General features: G+C 47.3%; 14 protein-coding genes. 4 read left to right on the forward strand and 10 right to left on the reverse strand.

The annotated features are described in order from the left end of the window. Positions 1-38: 38 nt before the first annotated feature. Positions 39-1,247, forward strand: coding sequence for a UbiH/UbiF family hydroxylase (locus WJT86_RS07360; RefSeq protein WP_346336897.1), 1,209 nt, complete (start codon positions 39-41; stop codon positions 1,245-1,247). 15 nt (positions 1,248-1,262) lie between these two features. Then, complete coding sequence (hspQ, locus tag WJT86_RS07365) at positions 1,263-1,595, forward strand: heat shock protein HspQ (protein ID WP_346336898.1); 333 nt, start codon at positions 1,263-1,265, stop codon at positions 1,593-1,595. 52 nt (positions 1,596-1,647) lie between these two features. On the opposite strand, the gene WJT86_RS07370 is transcribed toward hspQ, so the two are convergent. Further along, the gene (locus WJT86_RS07370) at positions 1,648-2,382 is read right to left on the reverse strand and encodes an invasion associated locus B family protein (RefSeq protein ID WP_346336899.1); all 735 of its coding nucleotides are present in this window, start codon (positions 2,380-2,382) and stop codon (positions 1,648-1,650) included. Positions 2,383-2,762: 380 nt separating this feature from the next. On the opposite strand from WJT86_RS07370, the gene WJT86_RS07375 reads away from it, so the two are divergent. Beyond that, entirely contained in the window at positions 2,763-4,622 is a 1,860-nt protein-coding gene (locus tag WJT86_RS07375) for an extracellular solute-binding protein (protein WP_346336900.1), read from the forward strand. Positions 4,623-4,634: 12 nt separating this feature from the next. Here WJT86_RS07375 and WJT86_RS07380 read toward each other — a convergent pair whose 3' ends face one another. From WJT86_RS07380 to WJT86_RS07405, 6 genes are all read right to left on the reverse strand, one after another. After that, positions 4,635-5,009, reverse strand: coding sequence for a hypothetical protein (locus WJT86_RS07380; protein WP_346336901.1), 375 nt, complete (start codon positions 5,007-5,009; stop codon positions 4,635-4,637). A 107-nt stretch (positions 5,010-5,116) separates the two neighbouring features. Continuing rightward, on the reverse strand, positions 5,117-5,455 hold the full coding sequence (locus WJT86_RS07385) for a hypothetical protein (RefSeq protein ID WP_346336902.1): 339 nt from the start codon (positions 5,453-5,455) through the stop codon (positions 5,117-5,119). Continuing rightward, positions 5,448-5,846 (reverse strand): phage holin family protein, encoded by a 399-nt coding sequence (locus tag WJT86_RS07390; RefSeq protein WP_346336903.1) that lies wholly within the window; start codon positions 5,844-5,846, stop codon positions 5,448-5,450. The genes WJT86_RS07385 and WJT86_RS07390 overlap by 8 nt, the downstream gene beginning before the upstream one ends. Positions 5,847-5,861: 15 nt before the next feature. After that, a complete protein-coding gene (locus WJT86_RS07395) occupies positions 5,862-6,344 on the reverse strand; it encodes a hypothetical protein (RefSeq protein WP_346336904.1) in 483 nt (160 codons plus the stop codon). A 139-nt stretch (positions 6,345-6,483) separates the two neighbouring features. Next, complete coding sequence (mfd, locus tag WJT86_RS07400; protein ID WP_346336905.1) at positions 6,484-9,996, reverse strand: transcription-repair coupling factor; 3,513 nt, start codon at positions 9,994-9,996, stop codon at positions 6,484-6,486. Between the two features lie 36 nt (positions 9,997-10,032). Beyond that, positions 10,033-10,320, reverse strand: coding sequence for an FAD assembly factor SdhE (locus WJT86_RS07405; RefSeq protein ID WP_346336906.1), 288 nt, complete (start codon positions 10,318-10,320; stop codon positions 10,033-10,035). A 183-nt stretch (positions 10,321-10,503) separates the two neighbouring features. Between WJT86_RS07405 and recG the strand changes: the two genes are divergently transcribed. Then, complete coding sequence (gene recG, locus WJT86_RS07410; RefSeq protein ID WP_346336907.1) at positions 10,504-12,627, forward strand: ATP-dependent DNA helicase RecG; 2,124 nt, start codon at positions 10,504-10,506, stop codon at positions 12,625-12,627. 3 nt (positions 12,628-12,630) lie between these two features. On the opposite strand, the gene WJT86_RS07415 is transcribed toward recG, so the two are convergent. From WJT86_RS07415 to glmU, 3 genes are all read right to left on the reverse strand, one after another. After that, positions 12,631-13,365 (reverse strand): DUF502 domain-containing protein, encoded by a 735-nt coding sequence (locus tag WJT86_RS07415; protein WP_346336908.1) that lies wholly within the window; start codon positions 13,363-13,365, stop codon positions 12,631-12,633. Positions 13,366-13,483: 118 nt separating this feature from the next. Further along, positions 13,484-15,310, reverse strand: a complete 1,827-nt coding sequence (gene glmS / locus WJT86_RS07420) for a glutamine--fructose-6-phosphate transaminase (isomerizing) (protein ID WP_346336909.1) — start codon at positions 15,308-15,310, stop codon at positions 13,484-13,486. A gap of 141 nt (positions 15,311-15,451) precedes the next feature. Then, positions 15,452-16,786 carry a bifunctional UDP-N-acetylglucosamine diphosphorylase/glucosamine-1-phosphate N-acetyltransferase GlmU gene (glmU, locus tag WJT86_RS07425; protein ID WP_346336910.1) on the reverse strand — a complete coding sequence of 445 codons (1,335 nt, stop codon included), beginning with the start codon at positions 16,784-16,786 and terminating at the stop codon, positions 15,452-15,454. Positions 16,787-16,949: the final 163 nt, after the last annotated feature.

Consider the following 16,949-nt stretch of genomic DNA (forward strand, 5'->3'; position numbering starts at 1 on the left):
AAATATTTATTTAGATACAATGAATTATGGAGTTTCGCATGAAGGGTGCAGAGCCATTTGATATTGCCGTTGTCGGCTCAGGAGCCGTTGGCCTTACAGCAGCCCTCACATTCTCCCGCGAAGGTTATAAAACCTGCCTGATTGGACCAAAAAACTTTGTCAGAGACGGGCGGACCGTTGCGCTATTTCAAGGAGCTATCTGTTTTCTTGATGCAATTGGCTTATGGCGTAAGCTTTCTGACAATGCTGCACCGCTGGAAGGCATGCGAATCATTGATGATACGGGCAACCTGTTCCACACGCCCCCTGCTCTGTTTAAGGCAACAGAGATTGGTGAGGATGCCTTTGGCTGGAACATAACCAATGTTGGCCTGCTTGAGCAGCTGACAGAAGCAGTCGAAAACAGACCAGAGATTATTCGTATTCCGGAGTTTGCAAGCTCTTACAGCACAACAGAGGATTACGCTGAGATAAAGACCAGCGATGGGCAGATAATAAAAGCGTCTCTGGTTATTGCAGCAGATGGTAAGCGCTCTGCTCTCAGGCACCAGGCGGGTATTGTCGATAAAACCTGGAGCTATCCACAATCTGCCCTTACAACAATACTGTCCCATGAGCTGAGCCATCAGAACATCTCAACAGAATTTCATACACGTGAAGGCCCTTTTACCCTTGTTCCCCTCAAGGGTAAAAGATCAAGCCTTGTCTGGCTGACATCGCCATCCAAAGCGACAGACCTGCTGGCATTGCCCGAGGAAGAGCTTGCTCAGAGCATAGAGATGCAAGCAAAATTCATGCTCGGAAAAATGAAAATTGATGGACCAAAAGCAGCCGTGCCGATGAGTGGTCTTTCTGTTGAAAGTTATATTGGCCCTCGCTTAGCTTTGGTTGGTGAAACAGCCCATGCATTCCCTCCCATTGGCGCACAGGGACTAAACCTTGGCTTACGTGATATTGCCAATCTGCGTGATATTATTGTTGAGGCTCAAGGGGCGGATATTGGTGCTGCTGACGTTCTGAAACGCTACCATAAAGGCAGAAAACAGGATGTTGATGTCAGAACACTCGGAATTGACATGCTAAACCGTGCCCTGCTCTCACACGCCTTACCAGTCGACTGGTTACGTACCAATGGTCTTCTGGCGCTGATGGGTATCAAACCTTTACGCCAGATGGTCATGAAGATGGGAATGCGTCCTGTTACTCATACACCCCAGCTTATGCAGGGATCTGTCAGATTTCAGTGAAGAGCCGGTAGATATATGATCAAAAAAGGTAGTGCCAAATTTTCGATCGGACAAATCGTCAAACACCGTCTCTTTCCGTTTCGGGGTATTATTTTTGACGTTGATCCGGAATTTGCAAATACAGAAGACTGGTGGCTGTCCATTCCTGAACAACAACGCCCGATAAAGGAACAGCCATTCTATCATCTGTTTGCTGAGAACACTGAGATTGAATACATCGCTTATGTATCCGAACAGAATCTGGAGTTGGATATTTCAGCGGAGCCTCTCAGGCACCCCATGATTTCCGACGTGTTTGAACGATCTCCAGCAGGAGACTACATCGTCCGCAAAGACAGAGCACATTAAATAAAAAAACGCCGGAGATGATCCGGCGTTTTTATTAAACTATGTCAGCAACTTACTGCTGTGCAGGGGCCGGAGCTGGTGCTGGTGTACCTGCTGTACCGCGGGTTTCCAGATCCTTCTTCATCTGCTCGCTACGACGCTGAAGGTCCTGTTCCATCTGCTTCTGACGCTCTTCAATGACCTTTGGATCAATAGCCGGGCCATCAAATGCTTTTGCGAACCCTTCTGCAGGAACAGCAAAGACGATTTCACCACCGGCAGCATTGCGAACGGAGATATTGAAGACCTTACCAGTCTTCATTGTCTTGATCTGATCGTCTTTGAGAACGACTTCAGCAAAGCAACCATTAGGCATACATACCTGGAACTTGCCAGGCGTGAAACCAGAACGGTCGATAGAGAAGCGAATGCCAGACTCAAGAGCAAGTGAGAATGGAAGCAGGAAGCGTGCACGACGTTCCTTACCCTGCGGAGTTTTAATTTCCGTCATAGCAAATGCGAGAACTGGCTGATCATCATTCGAAACGAATTCACGAGCAGTGATACAGACTTCCTCGTTAGGACCACACTGCTTGACCCAGTCAGCAACACCAGGAGCACCTTTAACCTCGACAACCATCGGACCGCTAGGCTGCTGCTGTTGCTGCTGAGCAGGCTGTTGAGATGCAGGCTTTTGGGCTGTCTGAGCCACAGCCATAGAAGACATGGCTACACCCAGGGAAAGGCCCATCGCTGCAGCGATGCTCAACGGGGCACGCAATTTTGCAAAGCGCATCGCAGATGACATACTATTATCCTCTTCAAATCGAGTACTAAATAAACTCAGCTCCGCTGGCGTATTCATTACGTCTTTGGCGCTCATATTTCTTAATCTGTCATTCGACACCCAAATATGGCGAAGACATGACGTTTCCCGCTCTTTACCTCTTTAGCAACAAGGTTTCTAGTCATAGTTTTCGTTTTTACAAAATGTAATTCAGGTGAAAGTTCATCATTCCCTGTTTTCTGGGAAAAACAAAGGGTGCATATCTTATTAATTGTTACAATGGCCTCTTTTAACGGATCAACGACGAACCTCTGAATGTAACAGAGATTTCAGACAAAGCTCCCAATCAAATCAGAAATGCTCTACCTTCGGAGACATTCGAATCAGCAGTATGGATTGCAATGTTATCTTTTCGTGTTACGACGGCCACGATGTTTCTCAGCTTTACTGTTTTAGCTCTTTTCTCCCTTTCCCCTCAATTAGGGGCTCAGGAGATAAGAGTTGCTCAGACCGAAGCAGAAGCCCCTCTACTTGAAGAGAAAACAGCCCTTGCGATGCATGGCGCCCCCGCTCTTGCAGAAAATTTTAATCATTTTCCATATGCCAATCCGAAAGCTCCCAAAGGCGGCAAGCTTGTTGTTGCCCTTCAGGGAACCTATGACAGCCTGAACCCTTATATCGTTTTTGGTGTTGCCCCTGATATCGGTCAGAAATACGTTCTCCAGAGCCTGATGGCCCGGTCAATGGATGAACCATTCACGCTGTATGCCCAGATTGCAGAATCTTATGAGATGCCGGAAAGCCGCAATCACATCTCTTTCAATCTTGATGAACGTGCAAAATTCTCTGATGGCACGCAGCTTACAGCTGAAGATGTTGCTTTCTCATTTGAAATGCTAAAGCAGAACGGCAAGCCCTATCACCGTTCCAGTTTCAGTGCGGTTCGCAGTGTCAAGGTTGTGTCTCCCCAGCGAATTGAGTTTGACCTCACCGGCTCTCAGGACCGGGAACTGCCACTCATCATTGCAACTATGCCCATTTTCGCAAAGCATGCGACAGATCCCGAGACATTCTCAAATACGACATTAAAGCCAATAATTGGCTCTGGTCCTTACGCATTCTCTGAAATTTCTCCCGGAGAAAGCGTGACTGTAAAACGGCGTAATGATTATTGGGCGGCTGATCTCCCAACATCGCGTGGCCTCTATAACTTTGATGAGATAAAATACGATTTTTACAGAGATGCCAATACGTTGTTTGAATCTTTTAAAGCTGGACTTTATGACTATCGACTTGAAAGTGACGCAACACGTTGGGTGAATGGCTATAATATACCAGCTGTTGCAAACGGCACCATCATCAAGGAAAGCGTTCCAATTCAAACACCTAAAGGAATGCGTGGTTTTGTTTTCAATACACGCCGGCCGGTCTTTGCAGATGTCAAAGTTCGCGAAGCCCTTTCCTATCTATTTGATTTTGAATGGGTTAATCGTAATCTTTATCAAAAAACATTGAAACGCTCCAACAGCTATTTCAATGCCTCTGAGTTATCATCAAACGGCACTTCTGTTTCAGAGAGAGAAGCAGATCTGCTTGCACCTTACCTCGCTTCCATTCCCGATGATATTCTGGAAGGCAAATGGCGGGCTCCCAATCCGGATGGGAGTGGTCGGGACCGATCCATGGCCAGAAAGGCACTTCAGCTCCTGCATAAGGCTGGCTGGGTGAAAGATGGTGAAATTTTACGCAATTCCAAAACCAGAGAAACACTGAGTTTTGAGTTTATGGTCACTTCTGTCGAACAAGAACGACTTGCTATTAATTATGCAGCCTCTCTGAAGCGCCTTGGGGTGATTTGTACAGTCAGGCGTGTTGACGATGTACAGTTCTGGCGGCGTATCAGTGATTTTGATTTTGATATGATCCAGTGGAACTGGCCTGTATCAGCTTCTCCTGGCACAGAGCAGCGTGGACGCTGGAGCTCAGCTGCCGCTGCCCGTACAGGTTCACTGAATTATGCAGGCGTAACATCTCCTGCTGTAGACGGTATGGTTGACGCCTTACTCTCAGCAGAGACACGTGAAGATTTCATTTCGGCTGTCCATGCTCTCGATCGTGTGCTTCTGGCCGGCTTTTATGTTGTGCCTCTATTTTACAGCCCCGATCAATGGGTGGTTTACAGCTCAAAACTGAAACACCCTGAAACTCATCCGTTTCAGGGTGTCGCAATAGAAAGCTGGTGGTCAAACCAACTTAATTAGTCAGATATGGCTTTATTCTTCATCCCAGTCATCCTGATATGACTGGGAGCAGGAACGAGCCACTAATGCGCCAATAACAAAACCAGCTGCTAAACCTGCAAGACCGACAACATAAGGGCGCTCTTCAACAAGTGTCTTAAAATTATCAGTCGCCTTATTGAGTGCCTCTTCTGAAGCTTTACGAGCCCGCTTATAGCCATTGCGCCCTTTTTCATAGGCATCAGACGCCCATTCAGAAGCATTTTCATAAGCAGCCTGAGCACGACCTCTTGCCTCATCAGCATATTCATTAGTTGCTTCACGTGCAGATTCTGCAGCTTTTGTGGCAGTACGGCGTGCTCTGTTTGCAGTTCGACGAGCTGTTTCTCTGGTGGTTTCCTCACGCATGTAAATTCTCCTTTCAAGAGATTATCTAGGGATTACATCTACTCATTATGGCAAAAGCAGTTTTGGACTCATTTGCCACGGTAAAGTCATCGCCTGAGCCCATGACGTTATCGGTTACATCGGTACTTTTTTGCTCCAAACCTTGATCTAGACGCCCTTTTGGCTGGCACTTTCCTAAAAGAACTCAAAAGCCAGCCACTCCCAACGGTAATCAGAAGAACAGGTAACGGGTTGGAACGGATAGTCAGCATTATGCGCTCATATAAAGAGCCTTCTGTTTCATGAAATTCTTCCTCACTCCAACCACGATACGACGACTTTTGATCCAGAAAACGCATAAGCGGATTAAAGCTCTCAAATGCATCAAAGAGCTCATCAACATTTGCAGTCAGATCAGTCCTTGCCTGAATGACTTCTGCTTGCGCTTCTTGAACGGACTTAGCCATTGCTCTGATCGCCAAACAAGGTTCGGACGTCCTGCTTAATAGAGGCAATTGTCTGTTTTGGAACCAGGCTCGCACGGGAAAGCTTGTAATAAGAAATTCCCAGAGATATCAGTGCGATAAATATAGCTCCTCCGGCAACGATCAAAGCGGCAATAGCTCTTGATGCTACGAGCACAACAAGCCATTCAAATGATGCAATACCTAGAAAAACAATTGCAATAATGAGCGCACATATTCCTAAAACTGCCAGCACAACTGAAAAGCAGATACCTCGGATAGTCTGCTCGGTTTCAGCTTTAAACAGGGCAAACTCTTTTTGCGCCAAGTGAATGACATCACCCACTATGGAGAAAAGAATATCCTGAAACGCTCCGGTTTTACGCCTACGCATAACAGAACATCTCCATCAAGCTTTACGCTCTGGTCTCAAATCCTGCTCATCAGAACCTTTTCGTTTTACAGCACGAGTTACAAGATAACCTGCCGTCAGCGCACCAAGTCCAAACAGAACCGGTTTGCGCTTAACCAGATATTCAATTTCCTCAAGAGCAGAAGAAAGCTTCATGTCACGAATGGCATCGGATAATTCTTCCAGATCATCTGCAATATCATCAACAAATGTTGCAGGCCCATCATCACGACCTTGATATCCGCCGGTATCTCTCAAGGAACCAGCAAAATTATCGACAACCTCTGCGGCCATATTCTTGTAATGATCAGCATAATAATAGGCCTGACCACGAGCAATATTGCCAACAGCATGAAGAAAATCGGAGAATGCCTCATTGTTTTCCTCATGAGGCGGAGGGGTTCTGAAGCTTCTTCTGCGGTTGCGCCACATACGGTTATTGGAAACGTTCTCTCTACGACGTTTATTTCGTCCGAACACGTTCTTACTCCCTTACTGACAACCAAAAACGCACGAGCGCCTGAAAGCGCCCTTGTTAAAACAACACCTTGCGGAAGATATGGTTCCGCAAGGTGCAACAGATTTATAAAAAACCTGAATTATTACAGTAAGATAATGGCTATTTTTTTTCTGCCACTCTTGCCAGATTTCGTAATATTATGGTCGTTATCTTAATACGTTCTTCTGGGGTATCTGTTTCCCGAATAAACACGACAGACATATCCGGGCGAACTTTTGCAAAAGAGCCCTGCTCCGTAATGTATTGAATAAGACCTTGCGGATTAGCGAAAGAATTATTACGGAACGAAACCGTAATGCCTTTAGGCCCACCCTCAACCTTTTCAATGTTGGCACGACGGCACAATACCTTGATGGACATGATCTTCAGCAACAGATCAACTTCCGATGGCATAGGGCCAAAGCGGTCAATAAGCTCTGCACCGAAGCCTTCGATTTCCTGATCTGTCTCGAATGATGACAGTCTGCGATAAAGCCCAAGACGCAGCTGGAGATCAGAAATATAGCTTTCCGGGATCATCACTGAGGTACCCAGATTAATTGATGGTGACCACTGATCTTCTGCTATGTCTTCAATACCAGCCTTGAGTTGTGCAACAGCCTCTTCCAGCATCTGCTGATAAAGCTCATAACCAACTTCCTTGATATGGCCAGATTGCTCCTGCCCCAACAGATTACCTGCTCCACGAATATCCAGATCATGGGAAGCAAGCTGGAAACCGGCTCCAAGCGTATCCAATGACTGCAGAACCTTGAGTCGACGCTCGGCCTGAACTGTCAGCGTTTTATTGGCTGGAACTGTAAAGAGTGCATAAGCCCTGCTCTTTGAACGGCCAACACGACCGCGCAACTGATACAACTGTGCCAACCCAAACATATCAGCCCGGTGAACAATCAGTGTATTGGCGGTTGGGATATCAAGCCCGGACTCAACGATCGTGGTCGAAAGCAGAATGTCATATTTGCCCTCATAAAAGGCAGTCATGACATCTTCAAGCTGCCCGGCAGCCATTTGCCCATGAGCAACAGCAACCTTGGCCTCGGGCACTTCTCGCGCGAGAAAATCTTTGACCTCAGCAAGGTCATCAATTCGTGGGACTACATAAAAAGACTGGCCACCACGATAACGTTCACGCAGCAAGGCTTCCCGAACCAGAAGCGGATCAAAAGGAGTGATAAAAGTGCGAACGGCCAGACGATCAACCGGTGGCGTTGCAATCAGGGAAAGCTCGCGAACACCTGTCAACGCAAGCTGCAAGGTTCTTGGAATTGGCGTTGCGGACAAGGTCAGAACGTGAACCTCTGCCCTCAGCTCCTTCAGGCGCTCTTTATGCCCAACACCAAAATGCTGCTCCTCATCAACGATAATCAGACCCAGATCTTTAAATGATATGGACTTACCAAGCAGCGCATGTGTACCAACTACGATATCAATCGTACCATCAGTGATACCTTCTTTGACCTTTTTCAGCTCGGCATTGCCCACAAACCGCGAGGCTTGGGCAACATTAACAGGCATACCGCGGAAGCGTTCCTGAAATGTCTTGAAGTGCTGACGCGCAAGAAGTGTTGTCGGGACGATTACAGCAACCTGTTTGCCTGATAAGGCAGAGGCAAATGCAGCACGCAGCGCAACCTCGGTTTTACCAAATCCAACGTCACCACATACCAGTCTGTCCATCGGGCGCCCGGATGCGAGATCATCAAGCACAGCATCAATGGCCCCTTGCTGATCCTCAGTCTCATCGTAAGGGAAACCAGCAGAAAACTCTTCATAAAGCCCATCAGGCGGCAGTAACCTTGGAGCCTCCTTGAGAATGCGTGCCGCCGCAATCTTCATCAATGCAGCAGCCATCTCGCGGATACGCTGCTTCATCCGGGATTTTCTGGCCTGCCAAGCAACACCGCCCAGTTTATCCAGCTGAACATCTGCTCCTTCAGAGCCATAACGGGTCAGAAGTTCAATATTCTCAACCGGTAAGAAGAGACGGTCACCACCGGCATAATGTATTTCAAGACAATCATGCGGCGCCCCTGCCGCTTCAATTGTTTTCAGACCAATAAAGCGACCAATACCATGCTCGACGTGAACAACCAGATCTCCGGGGGTCAGGGCTGTGACTTCAGTCAGAAAATCCTGAGCACGCTTGGTTTTCTTCGTTGAACGGATCAGCCGATCACCAAGAATATCCTGTTCACCAAGAACGGCGAGATCATCTGTTTCAAAACCAGTTTCAATACCCCAGATTGCAGCGGTTACTTCAATCTTTGGTGTTGCCAAGGCTTCTGTCAGATTGGCAACTGGTTTAACATTATGAAGTTTATGTTCTTGCAGAACATGGATTAAACGTTCTCTCGAACCATCCGACCAGGCCCCCAGAACAACACGCTTACCGCTTTCCTGAAGAGCTGCAATATGCTTGACAACGCTGGAGAAAACATTGGCAGCATCATCTGCACGCTCTGCAATAAAGTTACGGCCAACACGAGCTGTGCAATCAACAACATCCGCACCGGCATCTGGTATTGCAAAAGGTGTTAAACGGATATCCTGCAGCTCTGATATCAGCTTGGAGATTTCGTCCCGCTGTAGATAGAGCTTGTCAGCAGGCAATGGTAGATACGGCGCGACACCTGTTTGGGACTGGCCAATATTCTGCTGACGAGCATCGTAATAATCCTCAATGAGATCAATACGTTCACTGATGGCTTCTTCAACCAGATTATCCAGAACAATAGGGCATTTTCCGACATAACTGAATAAAGTATCCAGCTTATGGACATAGAGAGGCATCCAGTGCTCCATGCCGGCATAACGCCGCCCCTCACTGACTGCCTCGTATAGCCGGTCATCTCGGCTTGGTGCACCAAAGAGTGCCACATAATTTTGGCGGAAACGTTTGATATTCTCAGTTGTCAGCTGCACTTCACTCATTGGAACCAGATCGAGAGAGCGCATTTGACCAATTGTTCTCTGGTTCTCCGGATCAAAAGAGCGGATGCTTTCCAGTGTATCACCAAAGAAATCGAGACGAACAGGTGTCGCAAGACCAGCCGGATACAGATCAATAATACCACCACGAACAGCATATTCGCCGGTATCATGAACTGTGCTGGTTCGCGTAAAACCATTTATCTCAAGCCAGCTGACAAGCTTCTCGGTATCAACAGTGTTGCCTGGAGCAGCGGAGAATGTCTCAAGTGATACCTGAGAAAATGCCGGTACGCGCTGAACCAGCGCATTTACTGTTGTCGAGAGAATTCGTGGCTTTTCTGATGTTGAGTGCGATTTTGTCAGACGTGCCAAAGTCGTCATACGCTGCGCAGCAATGGCCGCATTCGGAGAGGCACGATCATATGGCTGACAATCCCAAGCCGGGAAATTCAGCACTTCAATTTCTGGTGCGACAAACGCCAGACCATTCATTAAAGCCTGCTGGCGCTGTCCATCCCGTGAAACATGTAAAAGAGCCGCCGGCGCATCACCTTTCTGGCTCAGACCGCGTGCAATATCAGCGACCATGACAGCATCAAAACCGTCTGGAACATTTGAAAGAGTGAGCTTACCGCCTTTTTTCAGGCGCTCCATAAGCTGTTTCATTTCCTTGGACATGCCAGATATTGCTTCCGTTTTATCTCATTCTCTTTCTTAGAAGAGTTTATGTGCCTCAAAGCTGATGAGTCTATGCATTAAGGGCGTATCATATTCGTCAGGGAGCGGAGCTTCTCCGTTGATCCATTTATAAAGATCAATATCAAGAACTTCGACAATCCGTTCAAACTCATCAAGTTCAGCCTCACTCATGCCTGGCAGATTTTCATCAGCAAAACCACCCATAATCAAATCCATCTCACGTGTGCCTCTGCGCCATGAGCGAAAGAGAATACGGCGGCGGCGCGGATCCAGCTCAGAACTGTTACGTGTTGTGCCTGTCATGGGAATCTTTCCTGAAAATCTTTAAAAGCTGTTTTTCAAGGCCATAAGGCTTATTGAACCCCAGCACTTATAAACGCAAGTCAAAAGGGCATCCAGATCAACAAATTACTGCTGTATCATTTGGATATTACGGCTGTTGCTGGTAATGAGAATGTAAGACATTTTGATTATTCCCAGTACGTTATGAGCTCTCTACGCCCATCTATTCTTGATCCGCTCTTTGCTCCGGCATCAACTCTTCCCGGTGTTGGGCAGCGCTTTGCGCCATTACTGGACAGATTAGTGGGGACCCCAGAACGACCTGCCCGCATCATTGATCTGTTATTTCACCTCCCCCATAGTGGCATCAGCAGAGAGGTTAAAGGCTCAATCAGCGATGCACCTATTGGCGAAACCGTCACACTTGCTGTTCGGGTTGTGAAGCATATTCCGTCCCCTCCGATCAAGAGCAGAGCACCATATCGCGTATTGGTTGAAGACGAGACCGGAGATATCAGTCTCGTCTTCTTTAAAGCTCAGAAAAGCTGGATGGAAAAACTGCTGCCAGTCGGTGAAGTCAGATATATTTCAGGTAAGATTGAACTGCGGGATGGGCACCGCCAGATGGTACATCCTGACAGGGTTCTTGATCAGGCAAAGATGGAAGCCCTACCCGCTGTTGAAGCCGTCTATGGGCAGACAGAAGGGATATCATCAAGAATGCTGGCTAAGTTTATGAAGCCGGCCCTCGAACGTATTCCTGGCCTTCCTGAATGGCAGGATGATGCATGGCTTAAAAAGCAGAAATGGCCAGCATTTAAGGATGCGCTTTTTCAAATACATAATCCGGAAAATGCCAATCAGGCCACGTTAGAGGCGCAACAGAAAAGCCCCATACGCAAGCGTCTGGCCTATGATGAAATATTGGCCTCTCAACTGGCTCTCGCTTTAGTACGTAGCCGTATGCGCCGCCTTCCCGGACAGGTTAACGCAGGTGACGGGAAAATGCTGGCAAAAGCAATCAGCACCCTCCCCTTTAAACTGACAGAAGGACAGGCCTCAGCACTCAAAGACATCCGGCAGGATCTTCTATCAGACAAACGTATGTTGCGCCTTCTACAAGGCGATGTAGGCTCTGGTAAAACGGTCGTAGCCTTTTTAACAATGATCTGTGCCATTGAGGCGGGGAAACAGGCTGCCCTCATGGCGCCAACCGAAATACTTGCCAGACAACACTATGAAAGATTACTCCCCCTGGCAGAACAAAATGGTCTCAAGATTGCCATTCTGACAGGAAGAGATAAGGGCTCCAGCAGGAAGAAAACACTCGCAGAACTGGAATCCGGCGAGATTGATCTGATCATAGGAACCCATGCCCTGTTTCAGGACACTGTTATCTTCCACAACCTCGGCATTGCTGTTGTCGATGAACAGCATCGTTTTGGTGTTCATCAAAGATTGGCTTTAAGCGGCAAAGGACAAGCTGTCGATGTTCTGGTGATGACGGCAACCCCAATTCCTAGAACATTAACACTCACCTATTTCGGCGACATGGATGTCTCCATTCTCAATGAAAAGCCTGCAGGACGAAAGCCTATACAAACACGCCTAGTATCGATTGATCGTCTGGATGAAGTTGCGGCCGCCCTTGGCAGAGCGATTGCGGCAGGTAATCTTGTTTACTGGATTTGCCCGCTTGTCTCAGAATCAGAAGTGCTTGATCTGACTGCGGCTGAAGAACGTTATGAAATGTTAAAGCAGTTCTTCGGAGATAAGGTCGGTCTTGTTCACGGGCAAATGAAAAACGCAGACAAAGACGAAGCAATGGCACGCTTTGTTGCGGGAGAAACAAAAATACTTGTATCGACAACCGTTGTAGAAGTCGGTGTCGATGTTCCAGCTGCGACCATCATGGTTATCGAACATGCTGAACGTTTTGGCCTTGCCCAGCTGCATCAGCTCAGAGGCCGGATTGGCAGAGGCAGCGAAGAATCAACCTGTCTCTTACTCTATAAAGGCCCGCTCGGAGAAACATCCAAAGCCCGCCTGGAAATGATGCGCGACACCGAAGACGGGTTCAAGATTGCTGAAGCAGACTTACGTCTGCGTGGTGAAGGTGAAATTCTTGGTACCAGGCAATCTGGACTTCCCGGATTTCAGATTGCCAATCTCGAAGTTGATACTGAGCTTCTGGAGGCCGCTCGAGATGATGCACGGCTCACAATCGAAAGAGATGAAGAGCTGGAAAGCCCACGTGGGCAGGCTTTACGCACCCTGCTCTATCTTTTCGAGAGAGATTCTGCCGTACGGCTTATACGCGCGGGCTAAGCCTCAGCTTACGGCCTGATCCTGATCTTCCAGAATCTTCTGGTCTGCCTGCTCAATAGAGACTTCTTTACCAAAGAGACTTTCCGGCTGAATAACACCAGCCGACATTACAAGTTTTGCAGCATCATCGACACTCATCTGAAGTTCAATGATTTCAGATTTAGGCAGATAGAAGAAGAAACCTGTCGTAGGGTTGGGCGTACAGGGCAGAAATACCCCGATCTTTTCTTCCTCACCCGGCGTCAGTTTTTGAATCTCTGGCGTCGCTGGTGTGGAAATGAATACAATTGACCATGTTCCTTTTGTCGGAAACTGAACAAGACCAACTGTTCTGAAAGATGTACCGTCTGCAGAAAAGATCGTTTCAAAGACCTGCTTTGTTCCGTTGTAAATTCCACGAACAACCGGCATTCTCTGCAAGATGCGCTCACCAAGACCCAGAAGGCTTTTTCCAAGAAGATTAGCTGCCAGAAAACCGAGAACCGTCAACCCAATAACAACAGCGATCAACCCAACACCGGGAATATCAAATTCAAGATAGGTTTCAGGCAAATAACGCAGAGGAATGAATGGCTTAACCCAGCCATCAACCCATGTCACAAACCACCATGAAATATAGGCCGTAATGGCAAGGGGCCCAGCAATAATAAGCCCCGTCAGAAAGTAGCTATGAAGACGCAGGCGCAACAATCTGCTGACCTTTTGTTTTTTTGGTGTCTGTTCAAGAATCTTACGCATACTCCGATATAAACCTGTTCTATGATAAAGAGATAGCGCCATTTGGGAAAATAGCGCATTTCTCTTGAGTTCTATAGGGACTAAATTGAAGCAGTAAGATTCTTAAATCTGGTTTCAGTCACTCTACAGTAACGGATTTCGCCAGATTTCTAGGCTGATCGGCATCTTTACCCATCAGGACTGCCGTATGATATGCCAACAGCTGAATTGGTATTGCGTAGACGATTGGTGCAATGACACTAGCACAGTCAGGTACGACAACTGATGAAATATTATCAAGTCCAGAAGCCTGACTTCCAGTCTGATCTGTCAGCAGAATAATACGTCCACCACGCGCAGCAACTTCCTGCATATTGGAAACCGTTTTCTCGTAAGCGGAATCACTAGGCGCAATGACAACAACAGGCAGCGTCTCATCAATAAGCGCAATCGGCCCATGCTTGAGCTCTCCAGCCGCATATCCTTCTGCATGGATATATGACAGCTCTTTAAGCTTTAGGGCACCTTCAAGTGCAAGTGGGTAAGATGTCCCGCGGCCCAGATAAAGAACATCACGTGATTTAGCGATATCACGAGCCAGTTTCTCAACATCCTGCTCACATTTCAGTGTTTCACTGATCAAGCCTGGAGTACTGATGATTGAATCGACAAGGCTTTTTTCTTCATCTTCTGAAAGTGTGCCTCGAGCCCGACCCGCAGCAATTGCAAGACAAAGCAGAACCGATAACTGGCAGGTAAAGGCTTTTGTAGAAGCTACACCAATTTCAGGGCCGGCAAGAGTTGGAATAACGACATCACTCTCACGAGCAATTGTCGATGTTGCAACGTTGACAACACTGATGATGTGTTGCTTCTGCGCCTTGCAATAGCGTAAGGATGCAAGCGTATCCGCAGTTTCACCGGATTGGGAAACAAAAAGAGCAGCCTCGCCTTCTTCCAGCGGCATCTCACGATAACGAAATTCTGATGCAATATCGATTTCTACCGGTAAACGGGCAATCTTCTCAAACCAGTACTTGCCAACAAGCCCGGCATAATAGGCAGTGCCACATGCAACGATGGAAAGCCGCTTCAGGTTTTGAAATTTAAAAGGCAGTTCAACAGGCAGATTGACACGCCCGGATGCAAAGTCGACATAATGTGAGAAGGTCCGGCCAACTACTTCTGACTGCTCATTAATTTCCTTGAGCATGAAGTGGCGGTAATTGCCTTTATCGGCAAGGAAAGATCCTGTATTAATCGTATATTTCTGGCGATCAACAGACTTGCCGGAAGCATCTCTGATATCTACGCTTTCACGTGTGACAATAACCCAGTCTCCTTCGTCCAGATAGGCAATATTAGCCGTAAATGGCGCAAGAGCGAGCGCATCAGAACCAAGGTAATTTTCACCTTCTCCATACCCGACAGCCAGAGGTGCACCATGACGGGCACCAATCAGGAGATCATCTTCACCGGCAAACAGGAAGGCCAATGCAAATGCACCATGCAAGCGTGGCAACACAGTTGCAACAGCATCAACCGGCTTCCGACCATTGGATATTTCTTTTGATACAAGCTGAAGAACAACCTCGGTATCGGTTTCCGTTTCAAAAACAACACCCTGCTCTTCCAGCTCGCTTTTAAGCTCACGAAAGTTTTCAATAATACCATTATGAACAACAGCAACTTTATCTGTCGCATGTGGGTGAGCATTGCGCTCATTTGGTTTACCGTGAGTTGCCCAACGCGTATGGCCAATACCAACACTGCCAGCTAAGGGGGTTTCCTGAAGCTTTGCTTCCAGATTACGCAGCTTACCTTCCGCACGGCGGCGTTCGATAACACCATTGTTAAGTGTGGCAACACCGGCAGAATCATAGCCGCGATACTCCAGCCGTTTAAGTGCCTCGACAATCTGGGGGGCAACGAGCGAAGTTCCAAGAATACCAACGATTCCACACATGTACGCGTCTTCCATAATAGGCTGACAATCATCCGATTATCAGCTGAATATTTATTTATGCATATTTAGCTAAAGTTAGTGAGCAGAAAGGCCAAATCAACTTGCGTAACTGATTATGTCATTAGCCTGTTTTCAACCGCACTATTTCTTCTTTGTTTTCCGGAACTTGGTAGCCCAATCTTTTTTCTCAACCTGAATTCCGCGGGCAATTGCCAATGCGTTATCGGGGACATCGCCCGTAATCACAGACCCAGAGCCTACAAATGCTCCTTGCCCGACAACAACAGGAGCAACAAGAGAAGAGTTTGAACCGATAAAGGCGCCATCCCGAATAACAGTCTGGAATTTATCATATCCGTCGTAGTTACAGGTAATCGTTCCTGCTCCGATATTTACATCAGAACCAATTGTTGCATCACCAAGATATGTAAGGTGAGAAACTTTGGCACCCTCACCAAGTTCGGTTTTCTTGATCTCAACAAAGTTGCCAACCTTTGCTTTTTCCCCGAGAACAGCCCCGGGTCTTAAGCGTGCAAACGGGCCAACAGACACATTATTTTTAATGGTTGCCCCTTCAAGATGGCTATAGGCATGGATAGTTACCCCATCACCAACAGATACACCTGGCGCAAAAAAGACATTCGGCTCAATTTCAACATCTTTGCCAAAGCATGTATCGAAACTGAGAAAAACGGTCTCAGGCGCCGTCATTGTCACGCCTGCAACAAGTGCGCGATTGCGCAACCTTTGCTGCATCGTTGCTTCAGCAGATGCGAGCTGTACCTTATCATTAACGCCTTTGACAGTTTCTTCATCAGCATAAACGGCAGAAGCCAGCTTACCTGCTGCAGCTGCAATAGAAACGGCATCAGTGAGATAAAACTCACCCTTGGCATTGTCATTGCCAATGGCGTTGAGAATATCCAAAAGTCCCTCACCCTGAAAAGCCATTAATCCGGCATTACAGAGACGAACGGCCTTTTCCTGATCTGAAGCCTCTTTCTCTTCACGAATCGCAACAAGCTTCTCATCTTCAACGAGTAACCTGCCATAGCCAAAAGGATTTTCAGCCTCGAAGCCAAGAACAGACACAGCTGCTCCTGAAGCCAATGGTTTTCTGAGATCAGAGAAAACATCGGCTGTAATCAATGGCGTATCAGCAAATGCAACAACGACATCATCAACGGGCTGTTTCAATGCCTCCTTGGCAGCCAGAACAGCATGAGCCGTACCAAGACGCTCTTTCTGAACAACTATTTCTGCATGTGGAGCAACTTTTAAAGCCTCAGCCGCAACACGATCATGATCAGGTCCAACCACGACAACGAGTCGGTCTGCGCCTGCTTCCTGAACCTCTGCCAGCACGTGGGCAAGCATGCTTCTACCGGCAATACGGTGCAAAACCTTTGGCAGAGTTGAGCGCATCCGCGTACCTTCACCAGCGGCTAAAATAATTGCTAGACAGGAACGGTTCATATTGTCTCCGGTATGGAAGTTATTTCTGACTCATTGTCTCTTAACCCACCTTATCGTTCATTTGAACTTTATAATGCTTTAACGCTTTATCGAAATTGAGAAAAACAGTTTAAAACAGCTATTCTTTTTCCTCCCATCCTGTTTACTTTCATGCTAAGCAAAG

The organism is Hohaiivirga grylli, assembly GCF_039655745.1.
GTDB classification, from domain to species: Bacteria; Pseudomonadota; Alphaproteobacteria; order Rhizobiales; family Beijerinckiaceae; genus Hohaiivirga; species Hohaiivirga grylli.

Excerpts from the sequence above, each read along its gene's own strand:
- WJT86_RS07360 (WP_346336897.1), top strand. The coding sequence starts at position 39 with ATGAAGGGTGCAGAGCCATTTGATATTGCCGTTGTCGGCTCAGGAGCC.
- hspQ (WP_346336898.1), top strand. The coding sequence starts at position 1,263 with ATGATCAAAAAAGGTAGTGCCAAATTTTCGATCGGACAAATCGTCAAA.
- WJT86_RS07370 (WP_346336899.1), bottom strand. The coding sequence starts at position 2,382 with ATGTCATCTGCGATGCGCTTTGCAAAATTGCGTGCCCCGTTGAGCATC.
- WJT86_RS07375 (WP_346336900.1), top strand. The coding sequence starts at position 2,763 with ATGTTATCTTTTCGTGTTACGACGGCCACGATGTTTCTCAGCTTTACT.
- WJT86_RS07380 (WP_346336901.1), bottom strand. The coding sequence starts at position 5,009 with ATGCGTGAGGAAACCACCAGAGAAACAGCTCGTCGAACTGCAAACAGA.
- WJT86_RS07385 (WP_346336902.1), bottom strand. The coding sequence starts at position 5,455 with ATGGCTAAGTCCGTTCAAGAAGCGCAAGCAGAAGTCATTCAGGCAAGG.
- WJT86_RS07390 (WP_346336903.1), bottom strand. The coding sequence starts at position 5,846 with ATGCGTAGGCGTAAAACCGGAGCGTTTCAGGATATTCTTTTCTCCATA.
- mfd (WP_346336905.1), bottom strand. The coding sequence starts at position 9,996 with ATGTCCAAGGAAATGAAACAGCTTATGGAGCGCCTGAAAAAAGGCGGT.
- WJT86_RS07405 (WP_346336906.1), bottom strand. The coding sequence starts at position 10,320 with ATGACAGGCACAACACGTAACAGTTCTGAGCTGGATCCGCGCCGCCGC.
- recG (WP_346336907.1), top strand. The coding sequence starts at position 10,504 with ATGAGCTCTCTACGCCCATCTATTCTTGATCCGCTCTTTGCTCCGGCA.
- WJT86_RS07415 (WP_346336908.1), bottom strand. The coding sequence starts at position 13,365 with ATGCGTAAGATTCTTGAACAGACACCAAAAAAACAAAAGGTCAGCAGA.
- glmS (WP_346336909.1), bottom strand. The coding sequence starts at position 15,310 with ATGTGTGGAATCGTTGGTATTCTTGGAACTTCGCTCGTTGCCCCCCAG.
- glmU (WP_346336910.1), bottom strand. The coding sequence starts at position 16,786 with ATGAACCGTTCCTGTCTAGCAATTATTTTAGCCGCTGGTGAAGGTACG.